The sequence below is a fragment of the Clostridium estertheticum genome, assembly GCF_026650985.1.
GTDB lineage: Bacteria > Bacillota > Clostridia > Clostridiales > Clostridiaceae > Clostridium_AD > Clostridium_AD estertheticum_C.
Genome location: NZ_CP086239.1, coordinates 449,075 through 466,345 on the forward strand (window position 1 = coordinate 449,075; position 17,271 = coordinate 466,345).

Below are 17,271 nucleotides of genomic sequence, written 5' to 3' on the forward strand. Positions count from 1 at the left end.
AGTAAATACAATACTATTTTTTATTCAAAGTAGAAATGGACGTGATATTATGATAAACAAAATAAGAACAGCAAACGTAAGTGTTTTAATATATGCTTTTATAACAGTTTTTTTATGGGCATCTGCATTTGTATTTACAAAAGTGGCTTTAGTAAGTTTTACACCTGAAGCATTAGGCTGCGTAAGGTATTTATTTGCAAGTGTTTTGTTACTTGCTTTTGCGGTTATAAAAAAGATTTCACTGCCAAAGATAAGGGATGTACCTATGTTCTTTTTATCAGGTTTAGTGGGGTTTGCTTTATACGTATATGCATTTAATGAAGGCTCGGTAAGTGTAAGCGCAGCTACAGCAAGTATTTTAACCAGTACGGCACCAATTATAACAGCTATTTTGGCAGTAATATTTTATAAAGAAAAAATTAATAAGGTATGTTGGTTTGCACTAGTAATAGAGTTTTTAGGGATAATTATCATTGCTCTAAATGGAGGGGTATTCTCTATTAGCAAGGGAATTGAATGGATACTTATTGCAGCACTTTGCCTTGCGATATATAACATAATACAACGTAAAATTTTAAAAAAATATACTCCGCTTGAATCAACTACATATAGTATATTTGCAGGTACAATATTGCTTACTGTATTTTTGAAAGATGGGTTAATGCAATTATCTAATGCACCTGTGTTGCAAGTTGTGAATGTTATTTACTTAGGATTTTTCCCAGGTGCAATTGCTTATTTATTTTGGGTAATGGCAATATCCAAAGCAAAAAAAGTTACTACTGTTACAAATTTTATGTTTATTACCCCGTTATTATCTACAATCATGGGATTAATAGTGATAAGAGAAGTTCCATCATTTATAACCATAGGTGGTGGTTGTATAATTGTAGGTGGTTCAATTTTGTTCCAAAAACTTAGTCTAAAATGATTAATATAGATGAAAAAGAGGAGAAATCTTCTTTTTTATTTTTTTGTATTTATAGTTTTATAGATATGAAAATTATAACCATATAAAGAATGAAAAAGTGTGGACATTTAAAGACAATGGGAATACAATACAGTTAGAAGATTAGACAGTTATCTAAATATCTAATTGATTATCTAAACCTAAAAAAATATAAGGAGAAATTAATATGTCAATTCTCAATTTACCGTTTAAGGCACTTGCAGACCCAACAAGGAGAAAAATTATTTTATTATTGAAAGAGAAAGATTTGACTGCTGGAGAAATAGCAGAACATTTTAATATGACTAAACCAAGTATTTCTCACCATCTTAATGCTTTAAAACAATCGCTTTTGGTAACAGATGAACGTAAGGGCCAATATATTTATTATTCGCTTGATACTACAGTGTTTCAAGAAGTAACTAATTGGTTTTTTAACACAACACATGTTAATGAGGGGGAAAGTGAAAATGAAAAAGATAAGTAATGTTTTAAAAAAAGACAAGGGAATTTTAATCCTTATATTTTTAGGATTTGCACTTGGAGTATATTTTTATCCATTACTCCCTAATAGAGTACCTATACATTGGAATTTTAAAGGCCAAGTAGATGGTTATGGAGGTGAATTTTTCGGAGCATTTGGTTTAGCATTTATAAATTTAGCAATGTATTTATTATTTATTGCGCTACCTTATATCGATCCTAAAGGGAAAAATTATGAAAGTTTCCAGTCAACTTATCAATATTTAAAATATTTATTAATTATATTTTTTCTTGGGATAGAAGTGACTACACTTCTAATAGGTACAGGGGTTGCGATTAATATAACAATATTTATTCAAATAATGATTTCATTGCTATTTATTTTATTAGGTAATGTAATGGGTAGATTTAAGTTTAACTATTTTGTGGGAATAAAAACACCTTGGACTTTAGCGAATGAAGAAGTATGGAGGAAAACTCATAGAATGGCTGCACCTATATGGGTCATAGGAGGAATTTTAAATATATTATTAACTGTTACAAAAGTGAACTTTAATTGGCTAGGGTTCGTAATTATTGTTGCTGCAATTTCAATTGCGCCTACTGTATATTCATATATTATTTATCATAAAATTGTTAATGAAAATAAATAAGAATATAAAAATTAGATGGCCATTATATTATGGGGTTAATTATTTATAAAGTAAAAGAAAATAATATTTACAAAATGAGTATATAGATGTATAATTTAACAAAACAATTTCATATAAGAAAGTGATGTTAAGAAGAGTAAACAAGTAACTCTCATCTCCAAGATATACAAGTCTTGGAGGTGAGAGTATTTTTATTTTATAGCATTTGCTAAGTAATAATTTAATTTTATTAAAAATAAAACAAAGATAGTGTTAACACTATCGGATGATGTAAAGAAGATAAAGAATTTAAAAGGAGAATTTATGAAAGATAATAGTCAGCCGCAAAATTCGTTTTTAAATGCGTTTAACAATACTTCATTTTTATTAACAGAAGGAGCTATTATAGAGAGATTAAAAAGGGAATTTTGTATTCCTTTAGATAAGGATATTTTGCCTGCAGGTCTAATATATGATGAAAAAGGCATTGAGATATTATCTTTAATTTATCAGCAGTATATTGATGTAGCTGATTCTTATAATATTCCTATAATGATTATGACACCTACCAGAAGAGCAACCGTAGAGAGAATTAATCGTTCAATCTATCATGATAAGAGTGTTATAAAGGATTGTGTAGAATTTTTAGAAGATTTGCGAGAAAATTACTCAGCTCATAAAAATAAAATCTTTATTGGAGGGTTAATGGGATGTAAGGGTGATGCTTATAATCCTAATGAGGCATTAGAGACGTCTGAAGCATATAAATTCCATAAACTTCAAGCAGAATTGTTTAAACAAACAAATGTAGATTTCTTATTTGCTGGAGTCTTACCCGCAAAATCGGAGGCAATTGGTATAGCAAAAGCTATGGCTGAAACAGGGATACCTTATATTTTGAGTTTTGTAATAAGAAAATCTGGTAGATTATTAGATGGCACTATAATAAATGATATTATAGAGGAAATCGACAATACTATAACCCCAAAACCTTTATGTTATATGGTAAATTGCGTACATCCGATTGTATTACAAGAGGCACTTTCTAACCCATTAAATAAAACAGCATTAGTGAGTGAACGTCTAATAGGAATCCAAGCAAATACATCTACAGCAAGTCCAGAAGATTTAAATGATAATATTAAGCTGCAAACCGATGATTTTGATATATTAATTAATTCAATGATTGAACTAAAGGATAATAACAATTTTAAAATATTAGGGGGATGTTGTGGGACTGATAATAGACATATTGAAGAGTTAGCTAGAAGAGCTACTAAGGATACTAATACGGATGTTATTTAATTTGTAAGACTTAATGAGTTGCAACCATAACATTGGACAAATGTATATAAATCAGATGAGTTGGAGCATTTTCAAAAATAATTAGATGTAGGGAGAGTGTTTTTATGAATAATATCGTTAATTTTTATAATAAATATGATGAAGAAAGCAGGGTTTCAACCAATAAAGCAAGAAAAGTAGAATTTGATGTAACAACAAGTATTTTAAATGAATATATAAAACATCAGGATAAAATTATAGAATTAGGCGCGGGGACAGGGGTGTATTCTTTTTATTATGCAAATAAGGGAAATGAGGTAGTGGCTACTGATATAACACCTAAACATGTAGAAATTATTAAAGAAAAGCTTAGTAAATCTAGTAACATTACTAAACTACGGGCAGAAGTAGCTAATGCTATAGATTTAAAGCAATATGATTCTGAAAGTTTTGATGTAGTGTTATGTCTTGGACCAATGTACCATCTTATAAATGAAAAGGATAGAGAAGCGTGTATTAGTGAGAATTTAAGAATATTAAAAAAAGGAGGAATACTAGCAATTGCATATATAAATAAACACTATGTGCTTAATTCTATTATGTCTCAAGATAAAAAATTTTTAACTCATGGGTTTATTGATAAAATTTTAAGTGGTGGGACTATAGAGGAGGGTGAAAAAGAATGTTTTTGGACAGATGCATTTTTCACCACACCTTCAGATATGGAATTACTGGTTTCCAAATTCAAAATTAAAATTATTGACCATGTAGCAACTGATGGGATAAGCCCATTATTAGGAAAGCTTGTAGATGAAATGAATGATGAAGAATATGAAGCATGGACTTATTATAATTTATGTAGTTGTAGAGATAAGAGCATTTTAGGGAGTAGCAACCATGCACTGTTAATATGTAGAAAATAGAAAATAGAAAATAGAAATTTAAGGGGTAAATGATATGGGTGGTTTAAAAAAGGTCCAAGCAGTATTTATAGATAGAGATGGCACAATGGGTGGGGATACGGATGTAACATATCCTGATAAATTTGTTTTATATCCATTTACAGAAAAGGCTATTAAAGTGTTAAAGAAGAATGGAATTAGAGTCTTTGCATTTACAAATCAACCAGGTATTTCAGTTGGAGAAGCTACAGAAAAAGATTTTATAAATGAATTAAAAGAATTTGGAATTGAAAAGGCTTATATATGCCCTCATACTCCAGAACATAATTGTAAATGCAGGAAACCTGAAGCAGGATTGTTATTAAAAGCAAAAATTGAATATGCACTTGACCTCTCAAGATGTTTTGTAATTGGGGACAGGTGGAGCGATATGATGGCTGCGAAGAGGGCTAATATGGGGAAAATACTTGTATTAACCGGAGCTGGTAATGAGACATTAGGGAAAGATAGAGATAGGTGGTCACAAATAGATCCAGACTATGTAGCAAACAATGTATTAGAGGCTGCTCAATGGATTGTAGAGAAGTCATTTTAAACATCACTATATGAAAATCAATTAAGGGGGTCTTGTTTTATGTTTAAACCTAATGCGTTAATACCGGAACTATCTGTTTCAGATATAAATACAAGTTTGGATTTTTACTTAAATATTCTTTTTTTTAAGTTAGAGTACCAAAGAAAAACGGATAAGTTTGCTTTAATATCACTGAATGGTTCACAAATTATGATTGAAGAAATAAATGGATTTTGGGAGACTGGAATTTTAGAAAATCCTTTTGGTAGAGGAGTTAACTTTCAAATAGCAGTAGAAAATATTGATAAATTATACGAAAATATAAAAAACAAAACTATAAAATAAAAGTAGAAATAAAAGAAAATTGGTATAAGGCAAATAATATATTAATAGGACAGAAAGAATTTTTAATTATGGACCCTGATGGTTATTTATTAAGATTTGCTCAAAATTTAGGTGAAAGAGAATGTGAGACAGATTTAATTTCCTGAGAAATATTTTAGTGTATTATATTTTTTATAGTGTTCATATCAAGTCAAATATTAAAATCATATAGTGAGGAAGGAGATAAGGTAATGAATATATGTTTAACTAAAGCAACATTAGATGATGCAGAAACTATTCATGTCATGCAAATCAAATCATTTATGGATTTACTATCGAAATATCAAGATTTTGAGACCAGTCCTGCAAATGAATCAATAGAAAAAACTGTTATGCGAATAAACCAAGCATTTACAGATTACTATATTATTAAAAGAGATAATATACTTGTTGGTTGCATAAGAATAGTGAAAAAGGATAATAAACTCTATCGTGTTAGTCCTATTTTCATTTTACCAGAATACCAAGGGTTTGGGATCGCACAAAAGAGTTTTAAAATTATTGAGGAAATATATTATGATGCAAAGGCATGGGAGTTAGATACTATATTACAAGAGCCACGGAATTGTTATTTGTATGAAAAATTAGGTTATGTAAAAACGGGAAGGACTAAAATTATAAATAGCAAAATGACATTAGTGTTTTATGAAAAGTATATTAAAAGCTAATTTAAGATGGGAGGTAGGTAAAACAATGAATAAAGTTTCCGCCTATAAAATAGAGTATCCAAGTAGACGTCGTAAAACCAAATAACCATAGAATAAAAAAGTTATGTTATAATTTAACTAAGTTTAATTTTTGAAAAGAGTAAACTAATTTTAAGGATAAGGGGTTACAAGAATAATGAAAATGTTTAAAAATTTTATAAGTTATTATGGGCCATATAAGGCTCTATTCTTTGCAGATATGTTTTGTGCATTAATTTTATCTGCAATAGATTTGGTGTTTCCGTTAATAGTAAGGTATTTGTTAAATGATGTTTATGTATTACAGGATGGAAACAAGATAATTAAGTATGTTATATATGTTGGTATAGCGTTATTAATTATGTATATTGTTCGTTACTTTTGTCAGTATTTCATAACCTCATGGGGACATATAATGGGGGCAAAAATGGAAGCAAATATGAGAAAAGATATTTTTGATAATCTTCAAAAACAATCTTTTTCTTATTATGATGAAGCAAGTACTGGAAAGCTAATGTCAAGAATAGTTACAGACCTTTTTGATATATCAGAGCTTGCACATCATGGACCAGAGGATGTATTCATATCCATATTGAAAATAGTTGGATCGTTTGTTATACTCGCAGGCATAAATTCAAAAATAACATTTATACTTCTTTTATTTACATTAGTAATGTTATATTTCTCATACTTTTATAATAAGAAAATGCGAAATGTTTTTGTGGAAAATAAGGAAAAGATAGCAGGAGTAAATGCACAAATACAAGACAGCTTAGAAGGTATAAGAGTAGTGAAATCATTTGCTAATGAGGAAATCGAAAATGCTAAATTTACTAAAGGTAATAATGAATATTTAAAGACTAAAGAGGATAGCTATTTTATAATGGGCAGATTTTTTAGTGGTAATACCTTTTTTCAAGGATTGCTTTATCTTAGTGTTATTCTTGCAGGTGGTATATTTATAAGTGACGGTTCATTAAAAGTAACTGACCTTGTAATATACATACTTTATATAAATACGTTCTTAAATCCTATTGACAAGCTTGTAAATTTTACAGAACAGTTTCAAAGAGGGCTTTCAGGATTTCAAAGATTTGTTGAAGTTATAACCACAAAGCCAGAGATAACAAACAGAGAGGATGCAGTAGAACTCGTGAATCCTAAGGGAGAGATAGCCTTTAACAATGTATCTTTTAGTTATAATAATAGTAGTGACATATTAAGTAATATAGATATAAAAATACAATCAGGTAAGAATATTGCACTTGTTGGTCCATCAGGCGGTGGTAAAACAACCTTTTCTAGTCTAATACCAAGGTTTTATGAGGTAAATGACGGCTGTATAACAATAGATGGTATTGATATACGAGATATAAAACTTAAATCACTTAGGAAATCTATTGGAATAGTTCAGCAGGATGTTTATTTGTTTGCTGGAAGCATTAGAGAAAATATATTATATGGTAGGCCGGGGGCATTGGAAAATGAAATAATTGAGGCGGCTAAGAAGGCAAATATTCATGAATTTATTATAGGTCTTAAGCATGGTTATGATACTTATACTGGTGAGAGAGGAGTAAAACTTTCTGGTGGACAAAAGCAAAGAATATCTATAGCAAGAGTGTTTTTAAAAAATCCATCAATTTTAATACTTGATGAAGCCACTTCTGCTCTTGATAATGAAAATGAACAATTCATTCAGAAATCATTGGAAGAGCTTATGAAAAATAGAACTACTTTGGTTATTGCTCATAGATTAAGTACAATAAAAAATGCAGATGAGATAGTAGTACTAACTGATGAGGGAATAAACCAAAGAGGAACACACGATGAACTTATAGAGCAAGAAGGAGTATATTCTTATCTTTACAACATGCAGTTTAAATAATATATGCATTTGTTAAAATAGAATAAAAATAGAACTAAGGAGTGAGTTTCCTTAGTTCTATTTTTATTTTTTGTGGGGAATAGGTAAATAGCGACATAACACTTTGTCATACTGTTTACAAATTATTAACAATATTGACACCTAGATTAAACATTATTTTATTAGTATTTAAGTATATTCTTATATAAATATTAGTAGATGTTGTAGAAATATGTCTATAATTATCGTTATGTAATGGAAAGAAGGTATATTATGCAATTTACTTCAATAAAATTTTTAATGTTTTTTCTGATTGTTTCTGTTTTATATTATGTAATTCCGCATAAACTTCGATGGGTTTGGCTGCTAATATGCAGTTATTTCTTTTATATGGTCTTAAATCCTAAATACGCAATATTAATAGCTGCATCAACTATCATCACATATTTAAGTGGTTTACTAATTGAAAAAGCAAATAAGATAAGCAATGAAAAAAAATCTACTCAAGTAAAAAAAATGCTGGTTTTTGCAAGTTTTTTTAGCAATTTGGGTATCTTGTTTTTGTTCAAATATTATAATTTTTTCAATGAGAGTTTAACGGGATTATTACATGTATTTAGCATCTCAAATCATGCACCATCTTTTGAATATTTACTGCCACTGGGGATATCATTCTATACCCTTCAAGCCCTTAGCTATACTGTAGATGTTTATAGAAAAGATGTTCCTGCTGAGAAAAACATAGGAAAATATGCTCTGTTTGTATCATTCTTCCCTCAAGTAGTTGCAGGTCCTATTGAGAAATCTAAAAACATGTTACATCAATTTGATGAGAAGCATAATTTTAATTATGATAGAGTTAAAAACGGTCTATTACTAATGTTGTGGGGTGTCTTCATAAAAATAGTAGTCTCAGATAGATTAGCAGTATTTGTTAATACTGTATACAATAAACCTAATCACTATAAAGGTTTTACAACTTTTATAGCTACAGTGTTTTTCAGTTTTCAAATTTATTGTGATTTTATGTCTTATTCAGATATAGCAAGAGGAGCTGCGGAGGTCTTAGGATTTAAGGTAACTAATAATTTTCACCAACCCTATTTATCAATTTCAATAAAAGAATTTTGGAGCCGCTGGCACGTATCACTCACTAGCTGGTTTAAAGACTATTTATATTTTCCACTAGGCGGAAATAGACGTGGCAAATTAAGGGCTAATTATAATATTATGATTGTTTTCATAGTAAGTGGTCTATGGCATGGGGCTACCTTTAATTTTATTATTTGGGGCGGACTTCACGGACTTTATCAGATAGTGGAAAATATTTCTGAACCCTTCAGAAAAAGGATAGTAAAAACTTTTAAAATTAAAACAGAAGTATTTAGTTTCAAGTTTTTTCAAGTATTTATAACCTTTATGCTTGTAAATTTTGCTTGGATATTTTTTAAAGCTAGTTCATTATCAACTGCTATAACAATAATTAAAAACGTTTTTTATTTTAATCCTTGGGTACTTACTAATGGTTCTATTTTTGAACTTGGATTAGATTCAAAAGATTTTTTTATTGCATTTGCTGGTATAATTTTGGTTCTAACAGTAGATATATTACGTAGAACAAAAAATCTACGAACTAGTTTAGCGAAACAAAACATAATGTTTAGATGGGCAACGTATATAGGTGCTACTGTAGTCATTCTAATCTTTGGCTTGTATGGGCCTGGATATAGCATGCAGCAGTTTATCTATTCACAATTCTAGGAGGATTTTGCATGTTTAAAAAGTCATTTTTAAAAGGGGTTAGTTTTGTAATTATATTATTGCTCTTTATTATAACCCTTAATTCTATTTTTATTATAAAAACAAATCATCGTGCTAAACTCACGCAAGGTTTATATACTAATACGGGAGATTCATTTGACGTTGTATTATTAGGTTCAAGCCATATGGATGCTTTAATAAATCCTAACGTATTATGGAAACAGTTTGGAATAACAAGCTTTGACTATTCTACTGGAGGTCAGCCAATAGATGTAACCTATTATTTATTAAAAGAGGTTTTGAAAAAACATAAGGATCCAATTGTAGTAGTAGATTTATATTATTTAGGTTCAACTGATGAATTTGGTGATGAGGGTTATATAAGAACTGCTTTGGATAATATAAAGTTTTCTGTAAATAAAGTGCAAGCTATTCTTAAAACTACACCAATGGATCAGTGGCTCAACTATTTTTTTCCTATTTTCAAATATCATGATCGTTGGAAAGAACTAACGGATACAGATTTTAATTATGACACTGATGAGACTTATTATAAAAAAGGCTTTAACGCTAGTCACGCCGTGTATGGTAAAGAAAATGCTTCAAATTCTGAAACTACAGAAACCGCAGCTCTTCCACCTAAGACTGAAAAATATTTAAATAAAATGATAGCTTTATCTAAAAAGGAAAATTTCAAATTGATTTTCACAAATGCACCACATGATTATAGTCAAACATCAGGGTCAAAAGTTTGGACAGCTGAGCCTGCTAAGATGTTTAATAAAGTGGCAGAAATTTCAAAAGCGAGTAGTATTCCGTTTATTAACTATAATAAACTTACAACAGAATTAGGATTTGATTTTAAAAAAGATATGGCAAACATTGGTCACTTAAATATCTTTGGTTCTGAAAAAGCAACATCATATTTGGGTAAATATTTAAAAACAAATTATAAATTAACAGATCATCGTAATGATTCAAACTATAAAGAATGGAATTCTGATTATATTCTTTATTCACATTCTGAATCAGCTATAGATATTACTAATGAAACAAATATTGAAAAATATGTTTCATTAATAAAAAATAAAAATTATATTATAGTTGCTAGCACAAATGAGGACATTTCAAAAAATGAAATTTTAAAAAATTCATTAACATCATTAGGATTAAAAACTTTTACGAAAAATAGTATTGGTTCTAATTACCTTGCGATCATAAATGATAATAAAGTACAATCAGAAACACTTAGTAGTGCTAAGCTATCTAAGGATTTCTCTTTAGATAAAGGGACTAATTTTAAAATCACCACCCAAAGTGTTGATAAAAAGATACCAAGTGTAGTTTTAAATGGGGTTGAAAATCTAAATAAACACGCTGGATTAAATATTATAGTATATGATAAATCACTAAAAAAAATTATAGATACTATTTATTTAGATTCTAATAACACAATTAAAAGATAACATCAAAACTTAATCCAATAATTTATTTATAGTACAATTTAGTTAAAAAAGTATCAATTCTTATTTAAGCGGCATATAAGTAATATAAAAACAAATAAGGAGGGGTACGTGATGGTAGAAATAATTATACAATATATATTAATAGTGCTTTTAGTAATGGGACTTGCTTATTTAGCTTATTTATTAAAGGATAAAGATAGTAATTTAAAAGATGATTATTTTGGGTTTGCTTCTGTAATACTTGGATCTTTAACTACCAGTGAATCTACACCCGAAAATGCAAAGACAATTCTTAGAATTATTTCACAAGTTGTACAAAATATAGAAACAAACTATAGAAATAGCGATAATGCCCTTAAAGAAGAGAAAGCTATTCAATTAGCTAAAGATGCTACTAGTTTATTAGGGTTTAAAAAAAATATAGATGGTGAAAGTTTAAAATATCTAATAAGAGTAGCGGCGGCATTATTGCCAGCAACTAATAAAATGATTAAGTAAGGTGGGGGCAAAAATTAAAGTAAACTACGTATTGGCCGGCAGAAAAGTTTTAATTTGCTGGTCAATATTTTTCTATAAAATCGGGTGAAAATGATATAAAAGAATAAAACTATTCTTAAAAATAGAAACTAACGTTCTATTTTTTTATTAAAATCTCTTTACCTTTTGTGAATAAACATATAAAATAGCAAATGTATGATAAAATTTTACTGGAGGATTTTTATGAGTTTTGAAAATGAAGAAATTCAAACATATGATGTAACAGACTTAACTTCTCTAGAAAAGCTAGAGCCTGTAAGGATAAGACCAGGCATGTACATAGGTTCTACAGGTAGCAAAGGCCTACATCATTGTATATGGGAAATATTAGATAACTCTATAGATGAGATAGCTAATGGCTATGGAGATAAAGCTAAAATAATATTAAATGAAGATAAAAGTGTTACTATTGTTGATAATGGTAGGGGTATTCCTACAGGAATACATCCTATAAAAAATAAATCTGGTGTAGAAATGGTGTTTACAGAACTTCACACTGGTGGAAAGTTTAATAATAAAAATTATAAAACTTCTGGTGGACTTCATGGTGTTGGAGCAGCGGTTGTAAATGCATTATCAGAATGGTTGATTGTTGAAATAAAACAAAAGGGAAAAATTTTCTCTCAAAGATTTGAATATTCATTTGATAAGGAGTTAAAAAGAATTATGCCAGGTACACCAGTAAGTAAGCTTGAGGTGATTGGCCAGTCAAAAGAAACAGGTAGTAAAGTTACGTTTATGCCTGACAAGAGGGTGTTTACAACCCTTGACTTTAACTCGGATTTTATTGATGAAAGACTACAAGAATTGGCTTTTCAAAATAAAGGAATTACGTTAGTGTTTATTGATAATAGAAAAGAAGGAAACGCTATAAAGGAATATCACTCAGATAGAGGATTATTAGATTTTATTGACTATCTAAATGAGAGTAAGACCCTTCTGCATAAGGAACCAATATTTTTCCAAGGTGAAAAAGAAATAAATGGGATACAATTATACGGAGAAGTGTGTATGCAGTTTACTGATTCTACTACAGAATACATTGCTAGCTACGTTAACAATATACCGACTACAGAGTCTGGAACTCACGAGACCGGTTTTAAGACTGGTATGACAAGGGCTTTTAAAGATGGAGCTAAGAAACTTAATCTTTTGAAAGAGAAAGACAAGGATAAGGATTTTGAAGGTGACGATTTAAGAGAAGGAATGACTGCAATAGTTAGAATTAAAATAAGTAATCCAATCTTTGAAGGTCAAACTAAAAGCAAGCTAGGAAATAATGAGGCTTACAGCATGATGAATGAGCTTTGTTATGTTAAAATTTTAGAATGGATAGAAGACAACAAAGACATGGCTACTAACATAATAAATAATGCCATTTCTGCTGCATCGAGAAGAGACAAAATAAAAAAAATTAACGATGCTGAAAGAAAAAAGATAGGTAAGGGAGCATCACCTCTTGCAGGTAAAATTGCGGTATGCACATTAAAAAACTCAGAGTTTACAGAATTTATTGTGGTTGAAGGAGATTCAGCTGGTGGAAGTGCTAAGCAAGCTCGTGATAGGAGATTTCAAACTATAATGCCATCTAAGGGTAAAATTATGAATACAGAAAAACAAAAGCTAGAAAATGTATTAGCTAGTGAAGAACTAAAAATATTCAATACTGCCATTGGAACAGGAGTACTCGAAAATTATAGTGAAAAAGAATTAAAATACGGCAAAATAATTATTTTAAGTGATGCAGATGTTGATGGATACCACATTAGAACATTATGGATGACTTTTATTTATAGATATATGAGACCACTCATTGCGAATGGTCATCTTTATATGGGAATGCCACCACTTTATAAGGTTTATAAGGCTAGTAAGAATGGAGAAGTGGCTAAGTATGCATATAGTGATGAGCAATTAGAAGAGACTAAAAAAGAAATCGGGAAAGGTGCGCTTATTCAAAGATATAAGGGACTTGGAGAAATGAACCCGGATCAACTTTGGGAAACTACGCTAAACCCAATTACGAGAACTCTTCAGCAAGTTACTATAGAAGATGCAGCAAAAGCTGAGAAAATGGTTTCACTTCTAATGGGAGATGTGGTTGCACCAAGAAAAAGTTACATGTATAAATATGCAGAGTTCTAACGAATATTTTAAAAGTCGTTATCATCACATTAGGTGATGATGAACAGCACCGTAGGTGATGATTTAGGAGGAATTTTTAAATGGCAAAAAAAATTGAAATACCAAAAGATAATAATATAATAATGACACCAATTGAAGAAGCAATGCCAGATAATTACCTCCCATATGCTGTTGAGGTTGCTAGGGAAAGAGCGCTTCCAGACGTGAGAGATGGTTTAAAACCAGTACATAGAAGGATTCTTTATGGCGCTTATATGTTAAAAGCATTTCCAGATAAACCTTATTATAAATCAGCAAGAATTGTTGGAGATATTCTTGGTAAATACCATCCACATGGAGATAGCTCTGTTTATGGTGCAATGGTAATACTTGCTCAAGATTTCGCTACAAGGAAACCTTTGATAGATGGGCATGGAAATTGGGGAAGTCAAGATGGGGATAACGCTGCTGCTATGCGTTATACAGAGGCAAGACTTTCTCCTATTGCGCTTGAAATGATAAGGGATATTGATAAAGGCGTTGTGGAAATGGTAAACAACTATTCTGATACAGAGAAGGAACCATCAGTATTGCCATCGAGATATCCCAATTTGCTAGTTAATGGAACCTTTGGTATTGCAGTAGGGATAGCTACAAACATACCACCTCATAATTTAGGGGAGGTAATTGATGGGTTACTCGCTTATGCTGATAATAATGAAATTACAACAAAACAGCTTATGCAATATATTAAAGGACCAGATTTACCAACAGGTGGTATTCTCATTGGTAGAAATGCTATAGAATCTGCCTATGAGACTGGAGAGGGCAAGGTAACGTTACGTTCTAAAATGAAAATAGAGGTTTTAGAAAGTGGACGACTAGGTATAGTTATTACAGAATTCCCATATAGGAAGAATAAGGCGAAATTACTCCAATCTATTTCTGATATGACAGCTGAAAAGAAGCATTTGAAAGCACTAGAGTCCATTGTAGATATTAGAGATGAATCCGATAGAACTGGACTTAGATCAGTTATTGAATTTAAGAAGTCTACAAATAGGGACATTGCGACAAAGGTGCTTAATTACTTAATGAAGAAAACAGAACTTCAATGCAACGTACCATTTAATATGGTAGCACTTGCCAATGGAAAACCTCAAACAATGAGTCTTAAAACTATTCTTAAACATTATTTAAATCACCAAAAGGATGTTGTGACTAGAAGGACTCAAATGGAACTTGAGGTCGCAAAAAACAGATTCCACATTATAGAGGGTTTTATTAAGGCTATAGATGTAATGGATGAAATTATTGTAACAATTAGAGGCTCAAAATCTAAAAAAGATGCTGGACAAAACCTCATAGCTAAGTTTGATTTTACGCAAATTCAAGCTGAAGCGATATTAGAACTTATGTTATATAGGCTAACTGGACTAGAACTTAAAATATTTTTAAAGGAATATAAGAAGTTAGAAGGACTAATTAAGGGGTACAACAAAATTCTTGGAAGTGAGAAAGAACTTCTTAACGTGATAAGGACAGAAATTTTAGAAATTAAAGAAAAATATAATGACCCAAGAAGAACTGAAATTATTGAAGATGATAGTGAAGCAAAAATAGAAGTTGAAGATATAATACTAGTCGAAGACATTATGATAACTTTATCTAATGATGGTTATATAAAGAGAGTTCCTATGAAATATTATAATAGGTCTAACGCAAATATTGATGACATTGAGTATAGAGAGGGAGACTTTAATGCATATTCAATTGGAACCAATACTAAAGAAACATTGATGATTTTTACTGATATAGGGAATGTTTATCAATTAAGAGGAGATTTAGTTCCAGAATATAAGTGGAAGGAAAAAGGAGAAAGACTGGATACACTTATTCGTGGAATGGATTTAACAAAAGAAAAAATTGTTGCTACTTTTTTACTAGGAGATTTATCATCAAGTAAGCAATTTATGTTTTTTACAAGCAAAGGAAATATTAAGAAAACATTTTTAGATAAATTTGTTACAAGTTATTCTAAATTATCTGCTTTAAAACTAAAAGAAAATGAAAAACTTATTGATATTAGGTTAATTGAGAAAAAAAGAAAAGAAGCTTATATAAAGATAATTACTAAAGAGGGTCTAGAATTTTCTATAGAGGAACCTAAACTTAAAGCCACTGATAGAAATGTAATTGGAACTCAGTTATTTAATCTAACATTAGGAGATGAAGTGGTAAAACTTGAATATACAAATGATTACGATTATAAAGAATTTTATCTTAGTTTAAATGCAAAAGGTATTATAAAAATATCAAGTAGAAAGACTAATACAGAATTAAGCACATATACTAAATCAACAGCTACGTTACTAATATTTACGCAAAATGGATTAGTTCATAAATTACCTAGCTATATGGTTCAGAATATTAATATAAAGGGTACGGGCATAAATACTCTTCTTGATAATTTTAATGCTTACGATAAAATAGCCCAGATAGTTTCTGTTGATAATTTTAATGAAGAAAAAAGCCTATACTTCTTTTCAAAGAAAGGAATTACAAAACGAACTAAACTTAAAGAATTAGAAGGAGATTTCTATTCTACTTTGGTATATAAACTTAAAACAGAAGAAGATAAATTAATTTTTGTAAAAGTTAATGACGATAAGTTAGACAAAGACATAATAATTGTAACTAAAAAAGCAATGTGTATAAGATTTAATGTAAATACAATTAATTTTATGGGCAAAAGCGCATCAGGGGTAAATGGAATAAGCTTAAAAGATAATGATGAAGTTATATTTGTAAATCTAATAGATGTAAAAACTGCGGAAGGATCAAATGATATAAATGACGAAAATTTAAGTTTGACGGTCAGTTCATCTGGTGGTGAAAATAAAATTATAAAACTCAATGATATAAATATTCAAAATAGGGCAGGTAAAGGAAAAAACTTAACTAGCTCCCTCCTAGATGATTATATAGAAACTGTTACTTTAAAATAGGAATATAAAAAAGACACAAACTAAAAGTTAAATAAAACTTAATTTTAGAGTGCCTTTTTTTTATTGAAAATAAAGAATTTATTAATAAAGAATCCAAGAAGACCTAATATTGTACAACCTATTATCATGGATATGTTAAGCCATAGATGATTTAAGTGAGCCATACTTCTATGGTGATGCAAAATATGAATTAAGGGATTCCTACGTGTTAAGTGTACTAAAATAAAGCTATTTAAAATCATACCCAAAAATAGTAAAGAGGAATATTGAAAGTAGGCATTTCTAGTTCCATTTTCTTTAAAAGTGTAATTTATATTTAAATAATAACCGCAAATTGAATAAATTAAAAATGCGATGAAGTTAAAAAGAAATAAAAATTTTCCATGGGTTATGCCAGTAGTATATGATAATATGTTTAATACAGCAATATCTATTACTGTATTGAAAGCACCAACTATAGAATACTTAATAAATTGAGCTAGGGACTGATTTATTTTATTTTTATTGTTCATATAATATTTTTCTTAAATGAAATTTGTTTAAGAAATTAGTCACCACCTTTAAAAAGAGATATAATGAAATTATTTGCAATATTAGTAAGCCTATATTAGTGT

At 29.6% G+C, this 17,271-nt stretch carries 15 protein-coding genes; 14 read left to right on the forward strand and 1 reads right to left on the reverse strand.

Annotated features, from left to right (window positions below; translation table 11 throughout):
* Positions 1-49: 49 nt before the first annotated feature.
* From LL038_RS02190 to LL038_RS02255, 14 genes are all read left to right on the forward strand, one after another.
* Positions 50-931 (forward strand): DMT family transporter, encoded by an 882-nt coding sequence (locus LL038_RS02190; protein ID WP_216125593.1) that lies wholly within the window; start codon positions 50-52, stop codon positions 929-931.
* A 205-nt stretch (positions 932-1,136) separates the two neighbouring features.
* Positions 1,137-1,436, forward strand: coding sequence for an autorepressor SdpR family transcription factor (locus LL038_RS02195; protein ID WP_216125596.1), 300 nt, complete (start codon positions 1,137-1,139; stop codon positions 1,434-1,436).
* Positions 1,420-2,085 carry an SdpI family protein gene (locus tag LL038_RS02200; RefSeq protein WP_216125599.1) on the forward strand — a complete coding sequence of 222 codons (666 nt, stop codon included), beginning with the start codon at positions 1,420-1,422 and terminating at the stop codon, positions 2,083-2,085. Before LL038_RS02195 ends, LL038_RS02200 begins: the two co-directional genes overlap by 17 nt.
* 303 nt (positions 2,086-2,388) lie before the next feature.
* Entirely contained in the window at positions 2,389-3,369 is a 981-nt protein-coding gene (locus LL038_RS02205; protein ID WP_216125602.1) for a homocysteine S-methyltransferase family protein, read from the forward strand.
* Between the two features lie 104 nt (positions 3,370-3,473).
* A complete protein-coding gene (locus LL038_RS02210) occupies positions 3,474-4,271 on the forward strand; it encodes a class I SAM-dependent methyltransferase (RefSeq protein WP_216125605.1) in 798 nt (265 codons plus the stop codon).
* Between the two features lie 34 nt (positions 4,272-4,305).
* Complete coding sequence (locus tag LL038_RS02215) at positions 4,306-4,845, forward strand: HAD-IIIA family hydrolase (protein ID WP_216125607.1); 540 nt, start codon at positions 4,306-4,308, stop codon at positions 4,843-4,845.
* A gap of 39 nt (positions 4,846-4,884) precedes the next feature.
* Complete coding sequence (locus LL038_RS02220; RefSeq protein WP_309245101.1) at positions 4,885-5,169, forward strand: VOC family protein; 285 nt, start codon at positions 4,885-4,887, stop codon at positions 5,167-5,169.
* A 230-nt stretch (positions 5,170-5,399) separates the two neighbouring features.
* Positions 5,400-5,876 carry a GNAT family N-acetyltransferase gene (locus LL038_RS02225; protein WP_216125609.1) on the forward strand — a complete coding sequence of 159 codons (477 nt, stop codon included), beginning with the start codon at positions 5,400-5,402 and terminating at the stop codon, positions 5,874-5,876.
* Between the two features lie 175 nt (positions 5,877-6,051).
* On the forward strand, positions 6,052-7,782 hold the full coding sequence (locus tag LL038_RS02230; RefSeq protein ID WP_216125611.1) for an ABC transporter ATP-binding protein: 1,731 nt from the start codon (positions 6,052-6,054) through the stop codon (positions 7,780-7,782).
* A 252-nt stretch (positions 7,783-8,034) separates the two neighbouring features.
* Positions 8,035-9,522: an MBOAT family O-acyltransferase gene (locus tag LL038_RS02235; protein WP_216125638.1), complete on the forward strand. Its 1,488-nt coding sequence runs from the start codon at positions 8,035-8,037 to the stop codon at positions 9,520-9,522.
* Between the two features lie 11 nt (positions 9,523-9,533).
* On the forward strand, positions 9,534-10,988 hold the full coding sequence (locus LL038_RS02240; RefSeq protein WP_216125613.1) for a hypothetical protein: 1,455 nt from the start codon (positions 9,534-9,536) through the stop codon (positions 10,986-10,988).
* Positions 10,989-11,099: 111 nt separating this feature from the next.
* On the forward strand, positions 11,100-11,486 hold the full coding sequence (locus LL038_RS02245) for a hypothetical protein (RefSeq protein WP_216125616.1): 387 nt from the start codon (positions 11,100-11,102) through the stop codon (positions 11,484-11,486).
* 222 nt (positions 11,487-11,708) lie between these two features.
* On the forward strand, positions 11,709-13,670 hold the full coding sequence (locus LL038_RS02250; protein WP_216125619.1) for a DNA gyrase/topoisomerase IV subunit B: 1,962 nt from the start codon (positions 11,709-11,711) through the stop codon (positions 13,668-13,670).
* Between the two features lie 80 nt (positions 13,671-13,750).
* Positions 13,751-16,657: a DNA topoisomerase IV subunit A gene (locus tag LL038_RS02255; protein ID WP_216125622.1), complete on the forward strand. Its 2,907-nt coding sequence runs from the start codon at positions 13,751-13,753 to the stop codon at positions 16,655-16,657.
* A gap of 44 nt (positions 16,658-16,701) precedes the next feature.
* Here the strand turns inward: LL038_RS02255 and LL038_RS25630 are convergent, their stop codons facing one another.
* Entirely contained in the window at positions 16,702-17,169 is a 468-nt protein-coding gene (locus LL038_RS25630; protein WP_216125625.1) for a GtrA family protein, read from the reverse strand.
* Positions 17,170-17,271 lie beyond the last annotated feature (102 nt).

Excerpts from the sequence above, each read along its gene's own strand:
- LL038_RS02190 (WP_216125593.1), top strand. The coding sequence starts at position 50 with ATGATAAACAAAATAAGAACAGCAAACGTAAGTGTTTTAATATATGCT.
- LL038_RS02195 (WP_216125596.1), top strand. The coding sequence starts at position 1,137 with ATGTCAATTCTCAATTTACCGTTTAAGGCACTTGCAGACCCAACAAGG.
- LL038_RS02200 (WP_216125599.1), top strand. The coding sequence starts at position 1,420 with ATGAAAAAGATAAGTAATGTTTTAAAAAAAGACAAGGGAATTTTAATC.
- LL038_RS02205 (WP_216125602.1), top strand. The coding sequence starts at position 2,389 with ATGAAAGATAATAGTCAGCCGCAAAATTCGTTTTTAAATGCGTTTAAC.
- LL038_RS02210 (WP_216125605.1), top strand. The coding sequence starts at position 3,474 with ATGAATAATATCGTTAATTTTTATAATAAATATGATGAAGAAAGCAGG.
- LL038_RS02215 (WP_216125607.1), top strand. The coding sequence starts at position 4,306 with ATGGGTGGTTTAAAAAAGGTCCAAGCAGTATTTATAGATAGAGATGGC.
- LL038_RS02220 (WP_309245101.1), top strand. The coding sequence starts at position 4,885 with ATGTTTAAACCTAATGCGTTAATACCGGAACTATCTGTTTCAGATATA.
- LL038_RS02225 (WP_216125609.1), top strand. The coding sequence starts at position 5,400 with ATGAATATATGTTTAACTAAAGCAACATTAGATGATGCAGAAACTATT.
- LL038_RS02230 (WP_216125611.1), top strand. The coding sequence starts at position 6,052 with ATGAAAATGTTTAAAAATTTTATAAGTTATTATGGGCCATATAAGGCT.
- LL038_RS02235 (WP_216125638.1), top strand. The coding sequence starts at position 8,035 with ATGCAATTTACTTCAATAAAATTTTTAATGTTTTTTCTGATTGTTTCT.
- LL038_RS02240 (WP_216125613.1), top strand. The coding sequence starts at position 9,534 with ATGTTTAAAAAGTCATTTTTAAAAGGGGTTAGTTTTGTAATTATATTA.
- LL038_RS02245 (WP_216125616.1), top strand. The coding sequence starts at position 11,100 with ATGGTAGAAATAATTATACAATATATATTAATAGTGCTTTTAGTAATG.
- LL038_RS02250 (WP_216125619.1), top strand. The coding sequence starts at position 11,709 with ATGAGTTTTGAAAATGAAGAAATTCAAACATATGATGTAACAGACTTA.
- LL038_RS02255 (WP_216125622.1), top strand. The coding sequence starts at position 13,751 with ATGGCAAAAAAAATTGAAATACCAAAAGATAATAATATAATAATGACA.
- LL038_RS25630 (WP_216125625.1), bottom strand. The coding sequence starts at position 17,169 with ATGAACAATAAAAATAAAATAAATCAGTCCCTAGCTCAATTTATTAAG.